Source organism: Nonomuraea pusilla, from assembly GCF_900109355.1.
Classification (GTDB): domain Bacteria; phylum Actinomycetota; class Actinomycetes; order Streptosporangiales; family Streptosporangiaceae; genus Nonomuraea; species Nonomuraea pusilla.
This window is the reverse complement of the sequence record NZ_FOBF01000005.1, coordinates 534,327-546,518: the sequence shown is the minus strand read 5'-3', so window position 1 is coordinate 546,518 and position 12,192 is coordinate 534,327. Positions and strand designations below refer to the sequence as shown.

The window sequence follows — 12,192 nt, the reverse complement described above, 5'->3', positions numbered from 1 at the left end:
GTGCTCCCCGCGCACGCGGGGATGGTCCCCGAACCCACAGGAGAACACCATGAGCAAGATCGTGCTCCCCGCGCACGCGGGGATGGTCCCCGCTGCAGCTTGCCGAACTTCTCCCTGGTCTGGTGCTCCCCGCGCACGCGGGGATGGTCCCACCATCCGTTGGACGGACCAAGACGGAGAGGTGTGCTCCCCGCGCACGCGGGGATGGTCCCGCTCCTCTCCCCTGCCCAGCCCATCCCCTCAGGTGCTCCCCGCGCACGCGGGGATGGTCCCTACGCCGGCACCGACGACCTCAAGTTCCTGGAGTGCTCCCCGCGCACGCGGGGATGGTCCCAAGGCGGTCTCCACCCAGGCGGCACCCTGACAGTGCTACCCGCGCACGCGGGGATGGTCCCCTGGCCAACTTCCATGAGACGTTGAAGCTGCTGTGCTCCCCGCGCACGCGGGGATGGTCCCAGGTGCGGCGCCGGGGTCTGCACGCCGAGGGTGTGCTCCCCGCGCACGCGGGGATGGTCCCCGCTGCAGCTTGCCGAACTTCTCCCTGGTCTGGTGCTCCCCGCGCACGCGGGGATGGTCCCACCATCCGTTGGACGGACCAAGACGGAGAGGTGTGCTCCCCGCGCACGCGGGGATGGTCCCGCTCCTCTCCCCTGCCCAGCCCATCCCCTCAGGTGCTCCCCGCGCACGCGGGGATGGTCCCTACGCCGGCACCGACGACCTCAAGTTCCTGGAGTGCTCCCCGCGCACGCGGGGATGGTCCCAAGGCGGTCTCCACCCAGGCGTCTCCTAGTTTGTGCTTCCCGCGCACGCGGGGATGGTCCCCTGGCCGACTCTCGGGGCGCCGGGGTGGGGCTGTGCTCCCCGCGCACGCGGGGATGGTCCCTGATCGGTGCCGCTGAGAGGCCCGCAGAGCGGGTGCTCCCCGCGCATGCGGGGATGGTCCCCCGGAGTACATGCCTCCGCACACGGCGACCGTGTGCTCCCCGCGCACGCGGGGATGGTCCCGCCCAGGACAGGCTGAACGGGTCGAGTGCGGGGTGCTCCCCGCGCACGCGGGGATGGTCCCAGCGCAGTCACACTCCCGATCGGGGTCGAGGCGTGCTCCCCGCGCACGCGGGGATGGTCCCAGGTCGATCTCTTTGATGCGGCGCGTGCCGTCGTGCTCCCCGCGCACGCGGGGATGGTCCCTTCTTCCTTCTTTCTACGGGGAGGAAGGGAGGGTGCTCCCCGCGCACGCGGGGATGGTCCACCGCGTCCGACCACGCCAGGGCCGATCCGGACGGTGCTCCCCGCGCACGCGGGGATGGTCCCTCGCGGCCCGCATCCTCACCGGACCGGCGGGCGTGCTCCCCGCGCACGCGGGGATGGTCCCGGGTGCGGCAGCATCTCGGTCAGGCGGACGGTGTGCTCCCCGCGCACGCGGGGATGGTCCCGAGTACGGCGCGGACAGCTCTTGGTGGTACTGGTGCTCCCCGCGCACGCGGGGATGGTCCCTTCAGCACGTATTCAGCACGGTCAGCCGTAGAGTGCTTCCCGCGCACGCGGGGATGGTCCCTGGCCCGCCCTGCCGCCGGCGGGGAGCACGAAGTGTTCCCCGCGCACGCGGGCATGATCCCAACACGATTTGGGTGGTCAAGGTCCTGGGTGGGTGCTCCCCGCGCACGCGGGGATGGTCCCCCGTCATCGCAATGGATCTCCTGGCCAAGGGCACCCGCCGAGAAGACAGCGGGCCAGCGGGAAACTTGGCCGCGTATTTGCCGCGGAGGGCCGTGGGTCCTCGGTGATGACCATGGACGGCCGGACACAACGAGAGAGGCCCTTCACCGCGTTTCCGCTGGTGAAGGGCCTCTTTCTGCTGGTGTGGCAGGTGCAAGGTTCGAACTTGCGTAGGCTGAGCCGACGGTTTTACAGCGGGCTGACGTTCCTGACCGCTTCAGGCCTCTGACCTCGGTGTACGGCTCTCGCATCCCCCGTGCCAGGAAAGATCATCCCGGGTATATCCCGCGAGGTAGAGACAGCCACCAGCGCCCCAGGAACGTGCGGATATCTCGCGCAGTTCATAGCCTCAGGAACTGACGATGGCCGACAAAGACGCATGATCAGCAGGCAACCCTACGAGAGCGAGGGAAATACCTAGTTCCTGCGCCACTCCCGAAGGCACCGACTCCCAGAGGCTACTGTTATCGAGAAGAGCTCGGAGGAAAGTTCGCTGCTCATTATTGAGCGAGTCGCCTGGCGAGAACGCCTCCGGAAAGGCCCTCTCCAAGAGAAGTTCCAGATCCTTGATCGTTGTGGGGTGGAGCGAGGTGGCTGCCACTACGACGGCGGTGGGCAAGAGATCGGCGAAGTTCGTCACCCGGAGGACAGCCTGGTGGAGTAGGTGGTTCGGCCAACCCATGGTTGTGGGCAGCGTAAGCGAATCCGAGTACCACGCTGCGGCCCGCTCGGGGTCTGTAACCGTATGCCACACAGCCGAAGAGTTGTCAGGATCGTGTGCGAGGCTGGAGGTGAACGCCGCGACGAGCCGAATGCCGGGATGCCGATCGAACAGGAATGACCTGTTTACACTGTCGAAATGGTCGAGTGTCTCAAGCGCCTCGGCGCGCTCGTGAAAAGTAGCGGCGTCGCGAGCGCGATCTTCGACAAGATTGACGATCTCGGCGCGTCGGCTCGAAACCGTGGGCACCAGGCACAGCGCCGCCGCTGCGGAAGTCGCCGCAACACGCGTACGTGGATCACCATCGGACAAGCATCGCAGGACTGGGTCCACCAGAGCGGGAGCGATGTTCCTGCACTCCATGACGGCGTCGTATGCCCAGGCGGGCGTTTCGATGTCCCATGGTTCATCCGGGTCTCGTTGCCGACGATTGTGGTAGATCGACCAGAGCTCACTATCACTTCGCTCCGGTTCGGTGCCCTCGGCCACAGCTGCGAGAAAGTCAAGCAGGTGTGCGCGAACAGGCCGCTGTGGCTCCCGCCAACCGTATGAGATGGGACGATCGAACCCCGGCTCCTGAAGCAACCCGGCGACTACCCCCGCGACCGGGGCCGTAGCGGGATAGACAGAGCCCTGGTGGGTGACCGCTGTGTGAAGGTGGACGATCGCGTCCTCCCACGCTGCGTCGTCGTCCCGCACAAGCCGCCGAAGATGGTCGAGAGTATCGGTGGCCTGGCCATAGGCGTGAACTAAGCGAGACCAGTCGTAAGTTTCCAGAGCGTCCAACCCAAACCGCATGGGGCATTCTCCCGCACAGATCAACTGCAGAAGGCATGCAACTGAGCATCGCTCGTCTTCACTGGGCTGCGGCATGGGTTTGAATCTGCTGTCTGGATGCGCACCGCACCAAGTCGTACTCGCGGCCATGCGTATGGCCACTCAGCCGTAGTAACGGCGAACAGCCACGTTTCCAGTGAGCCAGGGTGAGGAACGAACCCTGGATCGTCGATCGCCCCCAAGCACGTACGGCGGCCAGCCACGCAGGGGCGATCGTAGGGCGGCATCTGTAAGGCGGCGCGGCAACCCCGGTCGGTGCGTTCGGTCGGTACGGCGGGGATGGCGCGCGGCGGCCGGCCCGGTGTCCCGCCGCCGTCCGGGACCGGCCCCCATGCCGCACGCCCGGACGGCGGGCGGGCGGAGGGCCGGGGGTACGGCGGCGCGCCGCGCCGCCGCTTGATGCCTAAGAGAACAATTCGGCAGAGACCAGCCCAACGACCAGCGAAGCTCTGGGCAGACTTCATCCACATACGTCCATGCTCCTGTACGACCGGCGTTAGCGCACGTTTAGGCCGGTCCTCGCCCCTCTCGCTCATGGCGAACCAATCGAAGGCATTGGAAGGACTGCGGCACCCGAGCGTCCGAAGTCGGCGCTACAGTATGGCCTTTACCACAATGGAACCGCACTGCTCAGGCCTTCTAAGCAGGTCAGACACTGCAGCCGCCAGCACACCGACCCAACTGTCTAGATAACGCATCAGAATCATGATTATGATCACTCATGACAGAGAGGCTCCGAATAGCTACGGTGAAGATGTCCGTGCCGTCACAATAAGCCATGGGAGGGCCGGTGCTTCCGCATCAGAGGCAGTATGCACAGGCTAAGTTCCGTTCGATGGTGGAAGACAGCACCGGCAATGAGTTCGAGAAGCTGTTCCATCGGCTCATGGAGCTGAGCCACCCAAGCTACATGCCAATTCGGACACACGGCAACATAGGTGACCTCGGCGGCGACGGACTGTGCGCAAGATGTCGTACGCTGTATGCCTGCTACGCTCCAGATACCTTGCGGGTTAGTGAAGTCCGAGACAAGTTCCTTGGTGACCTTGCCAGCGCTATGACACAACGCCCAGAGCAGTTCGATGCGTTTGTGTTCGTCCATAACGATCAACGGGGCATACATCCCGTCGTTTCGGGACTAATCGCCCAACAGCAGCAAGCGCTTACCTCTATCACTCTCGAACAAATGGGCCCCCGCAAACTGTGGTACGAAGCCCTAGAGCTAAATCTCGGCAAGATGGAAGCGCTACTGCAAGAATCGATACCGATTCATGAAGTTCGTTATGGCGTCGGAATGGCCGACATCGAGCCACTCCTCCTACATTTAGCCGAGACGCGACCTCAGCATGCCCCGGCCGAGGAAATCCCCTTACCGACGCCATTCAAGGCCGACTACAACGGTCTTAGCATCCGCGCTCAGCAGGTGCTACAAAGAGCTCGTCCATATATTTATCAAGTGGGGCAGTATTACCAAGGAATCATCAGTCATACCGAACAGGATGAAGTAGCTGCAGGCTTCGCCGCCTACTACCGTCAGATGCGTAAAGAGTATGGCGATCAACCAGACGAGATCTTGTGGCAGATGCAGCGTTATGTTCTAGGGCAGGAGCATCCGCGCTGGGAAAGAGCCGACGCGGCCGATGTGGTGGTTACATTCTTCTTTGAGCAGTGTGACATTTTCGAGATACCGCCATTGGACTGGCGGCCTGTCACCTCAGGAGGAGAACCAGGATGATCACGCCCACGAAGGGCATAGGTCCTGATCGTGCACTCCTTGCTGTAGGAGCCCAGATTATTCTCCAGCTCAACCGACCACTCACTGTCAGTCAGACATGGGCGCGTCTACGAGAATGGCGACTCGAGAACGATCATCTTGCCCCACTTTCCTTTGGTTGGTTTGTCCTTGCATTGGACATTCTTTATGCACTCGGGCTGATTGAACTGCAGGACGATCTGCTCAAAGTAAGGAGCGGCAATGCTGCGCCGACTCTCCGCTGACGACTCGCGATTCAAGACCGTTACCTTCCAAGCAGGGCTTAATCTGCTGGTTGCGCGCAGTACACACCACTCATCATCTACAGACAGTCGTAATGGTGCTGGAAAGTCCAGTCTAATTGAGCTCCTGCATTTCATGCTGGGTTCCCGCGCAGATCGAAATCATCTTACCGCGCGACGTGAACTACGAGACATTACTTTTATTCTGGCCTTGGATTGGCCTGGAGAGACAGATCCTATTAGTGTGAGCCGCAAGGGAAAAACGGCCACCACTGTTGCCTTGGAGCCGTGTCTCGTGCCGTCGACGGGACTGTTCGAGGAAAATAGATGCACTGTTCCCATCGCCGATTGGCAGAAGCTTATCGAGTCCAAGCTTTTTGGGCTCTCTGGTGAACATCGAGGAGTAACAGGTCGCGCTCTACTTTCCTTCTTGATGCGAAAGGTTGGCGATCACGGTTTCAATGAGGCGGCACGGAGCTTCTCCCGTCAGCCAGAATCGCAGGCCACCCCCAACCTCGCCTATCTGCTAGGGCTCGATTCAGACTTGGCTGCACGCTATCAAGGGCTCGCTGCGCGGAAGGCTGCACGCGACCAACTCAAGAAGGCCGTCGATGACCCTGTATGGGGACAAGTGGTCGGGAAAAGCGCTGACTTGCGCGGCCAGATCGCCATCAGTGAGTCAAGGATCGCTGGACTGAATCACCAGATCGCAGAATTCAGAGTCGTCCCCCAGTACGAGGAACTCAAGTCGCGCGCGGACGAACTTGCAGCTCGAATTCAGGCATTGGGGACGCAGGATATTCTTGATCGTAGAAACCTCGATCACCTGGAGAGAGCCGTAGCCGAAACAGTCGACCCGGAGGTTCGCTACCTGGAGCAGGTCTACGCCGACCTTGGCATTGCGCTTCCAGAACAGATTAGGCGTCGGTTCGACGAGGTCCGCGATTTCCATGCCGCTATAGTCGCAAATCGGCGGACCTATCTCGAACAGGAGATCAAGGAGATCCGAGCTCGATTGGATGCTCGACACGCTGAGCGATCCAGTCTCGGCGAGGAGCAAAGCATCATCCTAAAGCAGCTTGGCGAAGGCGGCGCCCTTGCAGCTTTGAGCACCCTTCAGAAGGCGCTTGGACAAGAAGAGGCCACGCTCGGAGCACTGCGGCATAGGCTCGAAGCAGCTCAGACTGTCGAGTCGAGCAGCAGGGAGATCGAAGCAGAACGGCTGGAACTTACGCGTGCCATTGATACTGATCTACAAGAGAGGCGCGTACGAATAGACCAGGCAACCGTCCTGTTCAATGATTTTGCGCGACGACTATACGGCACCACTAGGCCGTCCTATCTCAAAGTCGAACCAGGGCGAAGTAGCCTGAAGATTGTGCCGAAAATCGACAGCGATGTAAGCCAGGGCATAAACCGGATGGCTATTTTTTGCTTCGATCTCACGCTAGCCGTGATAGCGCATCGCGCTGGACGCGGTCCAGATTTCCTGGTACACGATAGTCACCTGTTCGATGGAGTCGATGACCGCCAACTTACCCGGGCATTGGAAATCGCAGCGGAGGCGATGCGAGCTGAAAGTATGCAATATATCGTGACGATCAATGAAGATGACCTTGCGAAGGCCGAAAGGCTCGGCTTCGACGCAACTCAGTACGTCATTGAACCGCTACTTACCGATGCTTATGATGAAGGCGGCCTCTTCGGCTTTCGTTTTGATAAATAATCGTAGCGGGAACTTCTTCGGTTAACTCCGACTTAGGTTGCCGCAGACCGGTCAGGGAGACGTGTCGCCGCAGACGGTTTCCAGACCACTCACCCTGCTGGAAGCCATGTACCGCGGAGATGTAAGGCGGTAGCTTCACGGTGTGGCTGATGACGCTGAGCTGACGCGGTGGGTCGTGCATGGGGAGCGGTTGGTCTATGACAACCGTTGGATTCGGTTGGGGCTCGCCGATGTGGAGATTCCGGGCGGGGAGCGGTTCGAACATCATGTGGTGCATCTTGATCGGGCTGCCATCGCTGTCGTGCTGGATGATCAGGATCGGGTTCTGCTGATGTGGCGGCATCGGTTCGTGTTCGATCGGTGGGGGTGGGAGCTTCCCGGCGGGCTGGTCGAGGCCGGCGAGGATCCCATGGTGACCGCTCTTCGGGAGGTCGAGGAGGAGACCGGGTATCGGCCGCACGGCCTTGAGCAACTGGTTTCGTATCAGCCGATGGCTGGCATGGTTGACGCCGAGCACATCCTGTTCGTCGGGAGCGGGGCCGAGCTGGTGGGCAAGCCTGAGGGTGAGGTCGAGGCCGATCGGATCGAGTGGGTCCCGATGACCGAGGTCCAAGGGATGATTGCCCGCGGGGACATCTGGACGTCGGGGACGTTGATCGGGCTGCTTCAGGCTCAGGTGTGGCTCAACGGCCGAGCGCGCGGTTGACGGCTTTGGCCAGTTCGTCGATGCGGCGACGTTGCCGGCGGCTGCCTGTCATGGTGGCGAGGTGTTGGGCGCGCTGGATGTGCGGCTGGGCAGCTTCGGGGTCTCCGGCCGCCAGCAAGGCGTTCGCCAGGTCGCAGCGCACCCCGGACTCGGCTCGGTTGTAGGTGCCGTCCATCCCGGCCAGTGCTGAGCGGAGGTCTTCGACGGTGGCGGGGTCGCCGAAGCGGACCAGGCAGTTGCCTCGCCAGCGGGCCAGGTGGTGCGGGTTGATCGCGAGGTAAGGCATGTCCGGGTCGGAGTCTCCGTCCGGGAGGATAGACACGGCTTGGTCGAGGGCGCGGCGGCAGGTTGCCTCGTCGCCCAGAACGGCGGCGGCCTCCGCCTCGGCGGCTGAGAGCCAGGTTCGCAACCGGGCGGGCACGCGGGCGTGGTGCTGGGCGTGGACGTGCTGCAACAGCTCCGTCGCCTCGGCGGGGCGGCCGAGTTCCATGAGGACGTAAGCCTGTTCGCCGGAGACGTAGGCCAGGACTGCGGGGTCGTCTGCTTCGTACGCGGCGGCCTTGGCCTGCTCGTAGTGGTGCCAGGCGTCTTTGAGGGCCAGGGCGTTGATGGCCTGCCAGCCGGCCAGCGAGGCGGTTTCCGCCAGGAGGTGAGCCAGCTCGGCACGCATGCCGGGGCGTACGGCATGGCGGTGGGCGCGCTGGATCTGGGACATCTGGGCGCGCATCTTGTCAGCGATGGCCACTCCCCCGAGCCTGCGGTCCAGGAGGCGAAGGTTGTTGGTGTCCGTGCGCAGGATCATCACCATGGTGGGGTCGATGACGGCTGCGGTGTCCAGCAGCTCGGCGAGTTCGCGGGCCTGCTGCTCGTTCTCGTCGTCATCGTCGCCGGCGGGTGTTCCGTTGAGCGGCGCCAGGCCGAGGAGCATGCGGGCGTGGTCGGGCAGGCGCAGGCCGGCGGCGACGCGTTCGATGACGGCGAGTTCTTTGACGGTCGCGCCGCTGTTGAGGATCTTGTTGACGCGAGGCTGGCCGAGACCGGTGGCGGTGCCTATTCGGACCTGGCTTGCACCGTATTTGCGGGCAAGACGGAACAGTCCGGCAATGTCGCGGTTCTTGAGCATTTCCTGGGTTTCATTCTGATCCCAGACTGCCGCTGGTAGCTCAATTGGGTCGAACGCGCCATTCTGCATTCCCGAACCTCCGGCTCCGTATGCCGGGATGATGTCCTGATCTGCGGCCGAGCCTATATGCGCTCGTGCTATATCAGCGTGAGATAGGTCTGAAAAGTATTGGCATTCATGCTGTCTGGCATGACAACGCCAGTCAGATGTACAGAGTGCGAGGGACGAGGCTGGAAGATCGTCACTCGACGCGGCCACGTGGCTGCCTCCGGCCTGGGCCTGGCCGCGTCCGCTCAGGAGGACTGCCTCTACTGCCTCGGTCCCGCCGAGACGCCGCGAGAGGGTTTCGAGTGGGCGATCCGCATTCGGACGGAGGACGGCGAAACCCCCGGTCCTAGCGGGTGGAGCGCGTTCCAGCCCACCGCCATGGACGCGCTGCGGACGGCGATGCGCGCCATGCCGCGAGGGCTCTCCGTCGAGGGCAGCATCCGGCACAAGTTCTACGACTTCGGCGCCGGTGAGAGCGCCTGGGCGCAGCGCGAGGTCTTCCGGGCATACCTGGACCCGGCCGGGTCCGTGCGATTCGAGCGGGTGAGTGTGTGATCTCCCCGGTTATGGTCCCCGTGGACCCATGCCGATCCGCAGAACTGCTCCGAGACGCCTTGGAGCGAGAGGGAATCGACTCCGACGTCCATGACGGCTATGGACTGGCTTTGGTTTCGGTCTGGGTCGGTTTGGTCGTCTGGTGCGACGGCGGGCGCTATTGGTGGCGTACCGGATGGAACGTCGAGCGTCGCCGCGTCATTTACGCATGGCATCCGGCATGTGACCCTTTCAGGGCGGCTCGCCGGATCGCGATGCGTTATGCCGAACTGCGCTCGGAGCAGATCCCGATCTGTTCGCGTCCCTCCCCCGGGTCGGCGGAGCCGATGTGAGCCGGATCGGCTGGCGGGCGGCGATCGTCAGCACCCTCCACAGTCACGCACGCACTCGGGCCTACGGCGCGGAACTGCTCGGTCGCGAGGGCGTGGTGGTGGCGGTCCTGCGCAACGGCACAGCGGCGCTGGTCAAGCTCGACGGCGACCTTTACGAGCTGCCGGGCGGCGTACAACGCTGGCTGTTGCAATGGGACGATCTCGACCTGAAAGAACCCATCGAGATCGCTCCTCCCCCGGCCTACGTCACCGGTGTGACGAAGACAGGGCGTTCGACCCAGCTCCACGCCGTGCCGCCGGGCATCACGATTGCCCTGTGCTCCTCGCCGGCCCGTCCCCTGCCGATGTGCGGCTGGTCGGTGGCCTTCTCTACGAACGCGTCCAGGGCATGCTCCACCTGCGTCGCTCTGATCAATGGCTCTTGAGCTGGTTACATCCTGCTGCCCTTTGAATGAGGGCCACTGACAGGCGGCGCGTCGGCCGGTACTGTGCTTATGCGCACGAGTGGAAGAGTGAACGGGCGGTTGAGATGAGCATGGATTTCGCCCCACCCAAATACGCACAGGTCATGCGGGCGATCCAAGAGCGGATCGAGTCGGGTGAGTACGCCCCGGGTGACATGCTGCCATCCGAGACCCAACTCGTGCGCGAACTCGGCGTCGGCCGGACCACCGTCGTGCGCGCCCTTCAGACCCTGGCCATGCAGGGGTGGATCGAACGCGAGCACGGCCGCGGTTCCTTCGTCAAAGGCCGTCCGCAGAGCGCGGCTGACCGCGTGCGTCCGAGTCTGATGACCGCCGAACAGGGCGAGAGTGCGGGTGCCGTGGTGGAGGCCGGCCGGATCCCGGCGCCCCGTCATGTCGCGCGGCTGCTGGGTGTCGCCGAAGGGACTCCGGTCATCGCGAGGAAACGTCTGGCACGCAACGCCGATGTGGTCTCGGCGGTGGAAACCGTCTGGATACCTCTGGAGCACGCCCTCGGCACCGACCTGGACAAGCCCGAGCCGCTACGACGCGGCATCCGTCAGCACCTCCAGGCCGTCAAGCACCTGCGCTTCGACCACATCACCGAACGAGTCAGCGCGCGCACGCCCACACAGGAGGAGGCCGAGCTTCTCGGATCGTCCAACCCGGTCCTCGGCGTGCTGGCCACCGTGCACGATCCGGCCGGCAACGTGCTGATGGTAGTGAGCCTGGCCCTGCCGGGGAGCCTGCACGAGCTCGAAGATGTCTTCAAGGTGAGCTAACTCTTACCTGCCACTTACCTCTCATCCACTTGTGCGGACGAGTTGTGATCACCTACTCTCAACTCATGCGGACAAGTGGACGAGCGAACGAAGAGCTCTCCGCCGCTTTCGAGAGGAACAGCATGGCCATCCAAGGACCCATCCCTGTCACCTACGCCATGGTCTTCCCGCACGGCTGCTACGTCGTCGGCGAGGTCGAGCCCGTCAAGGACTTCGACGCCTCCGCCGGCGGCCGGTTCGTGCAGGCCCGCGACAAGCAGACCGGAGAGCTGGTCTGGCAGGTCGCGGTTATGGACGGTGACCCGACCCTCAAGCCCGCCCAGAAGACGGTGGCGGTCAAGATTCTGGCTCCGGTCCAGCCGGTGCCGCCGCAGCCCATGCCGGGCCTGCCGTTCACGCCGGTCGAGTTCGACGGCGTCTCCATCACGCCGTACGTCAACGCCGCCGGCCGTCTCGCGTACTCGATCAAGGTCCGCGAGATGCACGCGCCTCGCCAGAACGCCCAGCCGGTTCAGACCGCCTCGAGCAAGGCTTCGGCCGGAAGGGACGCCGCTTAGATGACCCGACGCCGCACGCCGCGCAACAGCGTGATCCGGCTGACCACCGGGCACGCCGCCCGCACCCTCAACCACCCGTTCGCCCGCCGTGAGCCCGTCCTGTCGCTCGACTTCGGCGCCACCTCCGTCCTGGTCACCACCAGCGGACCCGTGACGGTAGAAGACCTGGAGTTCGCCCGGCAGCTCGCCCGCGAGGCGCACCGCTTCGCCCGATCCCTGGAACGAGCCTTCTACGGCCTCCCCGACGGCACGGGGGTCGCGGCATGACTCTCAGCCCGTACACCTACGTCACTCTGTCCATGCGACCGGAGTCCGCGCCGCACGTCGGCGTCTCCTTCTACACGCCGCGCCTGAAGGTCCGCGCCGGGCTGCTGCTCAGCAACCCGCGTCCGTACCTGGAGTTCAGCTCCCACGAGGCCGCCGTGCACATCTCGACCACCGGGGCCGGGCCGGTCACCGACGCCGACTTGGCCGTCGCCCGCGAGATCTTCAACGCCGCCGCTCGCTACCTGGCCGACTGCGAGTGCCTGCACGCCGAACAGGCCAACAAGGACGCCACTGCGGACACCACCGGCCCGGCGGCCTGACATGAGGCGGGGCCGCTGGAAGCGGCAACTTCTGGCGGCCCCT

12 protein-coding genes and 1 CRISPR repeat array are annotated in these 12,192 nt (G+C 63.9%); of the genes, 10 read left to right on the top strand and 2 right to left on the bottom strand.

Annotated elements, in window-relative coordinates:
• Nucleotides 1–1,677: a CRISPR direct-repeat array (repeat unit 29 nt; unit sequence GTGCTCCCCGCGCACGCGGGGATGGTCCC).
• Nucleotides 1,678–2,065: 388 nt separating this feature from the next.
• The gene (locus BMX74_RS14380; RefSeq protein ID WP_143078658.1) at nucleotides 2,066–2,926 is read right to left on the bottom strand and encodes a hypothetical protein; all 861 of its coding nucleotides are present in this window, start codon (nucleotides 2,924–2,926) and stop codon (nucleotides 2,066–2,068) included.
• 1,183 nt (nucleotides 2,927–4,109) lie between these two features.
• On the opposite strand from BMX74_RS14380, the gene BMX74_RS43015 reads away from it, so the two are divergent.
• The 4 genes from BMX74_RS43015 (at nucleotide 4,110) to BMX74_RS14365 (ending at nucleotide 7,701) form a co-directional block, all read left to right on the top strand.
• Nucleotides 4,110–5,009, top strand: coding sequence for an ABC-three component system protein (locus BMX74_RS43015; protein ID WP_143078657.1), 900 nt, complete (start codon nucleotides 4,110–4,112; stop codon nucleotides 5,007–5,009).
• A complete protein-coding gene (locus BMX74_RS14375; protein ID WP_091100719.1) occupies nucleotides 5,006–5,272 on the top strand; it encodes an ABC-three component system middle component 6 in 267 nt (88 codons plus the stop codon). Before BMX74_RS43015 ends, BMX74_RS14375 begins: the two co-directional genes overlap by 4 nt.
• Nucleotides 5,250–6,995: an ABC-three component system protein gene (locus tag BMX74_RS14370; protein ID WP_091100716.1), complete on the top strand. Its 1,746-nt coding sequence runs from the start codon at nucleotides 5,250–5,252 to the stop codon at nucleotides 6,993–6,995. The genes BMX74_RS14375 and BMX74_RS14370 overlap by 23 nt, the downstream gene beginning before the upstream one ends.
• A gap of 142 nt (nucleotides 6,996–7,137) precedes the next feature.
• Nucleotides 7,138–7,701: an NUDIX hydrolase gene (locus tag BMX74_RS14365; protein WP_091100714.1), complete on the top strand. Its 564-nt coding sequence runs from the start codon at nucleotides 7,138–7,140 to the stop codon at nucleotides 7,699–7,701.
• Here BMX74_RS14365 and BMX74_RS14360 read toward each other — a convergent pair.
• Entirely contained in the window at nucleotides 7,679–8,893 is a 1,215-nt protein-coding gene (locus BMX74_RS14360; protein ID WP_091100711.1) for an NsdA family TPR-like regulatory protein, read from the bottom strand. The genes BMX74_RS14365 and BMX74_RS14360 overlap by 23 nt on opposite strands.
• 189 nt (nucleotides 8,894–9,082) lie before the next feature.
• Between BMX74_RS14360 and BMX74_RS14355 the strand changes: the two genes are divergently transcribed.
• The 6 genes from BMX74_RS14355 (at nucleotide 9,083) to BMX74_RS14330 (ending at nucleotide 12,149) form a co-directional block, all read left to right on the top strand.
• Nucleotides 9,083–9,427: a hypothetical protein gene (locus BMX74_RS14355; protein WP_256256946.1), complete on the top strand. Its 345-nt coding sequence runs from the start codon at nucleotides 9,083–9,085 to the stop codon at nucleotides 9,425–9,427.
• A gap of 328 nt (nucleotides 9,428–9,755) precedes the next feature.
• Nucleotides 9,756–10,184, top strand: coding sequence for a hypothetical protein (locus BMX74_RS43010; protein WP_143078656.1), 429 nt, complete (start codon nucleotides 9,756–9,758; stop codon nucleotides 10,182–10,184).
• 104 nt (nucleotides 10,185–10,288) lie between these two features.
• Entirely contained in the window at nucleotides 10,289–11,005 is a 717-nt protein-coding gene (locus tag BMX74_RS14345; RefSeq protein ID WP_091100707.1) for a GntR family transcriptional regulator, read from the top strand.
• A 122-nt stretch (nucleotides 11,006–11,127) separates the two neighbouring features.
• A complete protein-coding gene (locus BMX74_RS14340) occupies nucleotides 11,128–11,562 on the top strand; it encodes a plasmid replication, integration and excision activator (protein ID WP_091100705.1) in 435 nt (144 codons plus the stop codon).
• Entirely contained in the window at nucleotides 11,563–11,829 is a 267-nt protein-coding gene (locus tag BMX74_RS14335; protein ID WP_091100703.1) for a hypothetical protein, read from the top strand.
• Complete coding sequence (locus BMX74_RS14330; protein ID WP_143078655.1) at nucleotides 11,826–12,149, top strand: hypothetical protein; 324 nt, start codon at nucleotides 11,826–11,828, stop codon at nucleotides 12,147–12,149. The genes BMX74_RS14335 and BMX74_RS14330 overlap by 4 nt, the downstream gene beginning before the upstream one ends.
• The last annotated feature ends 43 nt before the right edge of the window (nucleotides 12,150–12,192 follow it).

Bases quoted from the DNA above. Each gene is read 5' to 3' on its own strand.
- BMX74_RS43015 (WP_143078657.1), top strand. From the start codon at position 4,110: ATGGTGGAAGACAGCACCGGCAATGAGTTCGAGAAGCTGTTCCATCGG.
- BMX74_RS14375 (WP_091100719.1), top strand. From the start codon at position 5,006: ATGATCACGCCCACGAAGGGCATAGGTCCTGATCGTGCACTCCTTGCT.
- BMX74_RS14370 (WP_091100716.1), top strand. From the start codon at position 5,250: ATGCTGCGCCGACTCTCCGCTGACGACTCGCGATTCAAGACCGTTACC.
- BMX74_RS14360 (WP_091100711.1), bottom strand. From the start codon at position 8,893: ATGCAGAATGGCGCGTTCGACCCAATTGAGCTACCAGCGGCAGTCTGG.
- BMX74_RS14345 (WP_091100707.1), top strand. From the start codon at position 10,289: ATGAGCATGGATTTCGCCCCACCCAAATACGCACAGGTCATGCGGGCG.
- BMX74_RS14340 (WP_091100705.1), top strand. From the start codon at position 11,128: ATGGCCATCCAAGGACCCATCCCTGTCACCTACGCCATGGTCTTCCCG.
- BMX74_RS14335 (WP_091100703.1), top strand. From the start codon at position 11,563: ATGACCCGACGCCGCACGCCGCGCAACAGCGTGATCCGGCTGACCACC.
- BMX74_RS14330 (WP_143078655.1), top strand. From the start codon at position 11,826: ATGACTCTCAGCCCGTACACCTACGTCACTCTGTCCATGCGACCGGAG.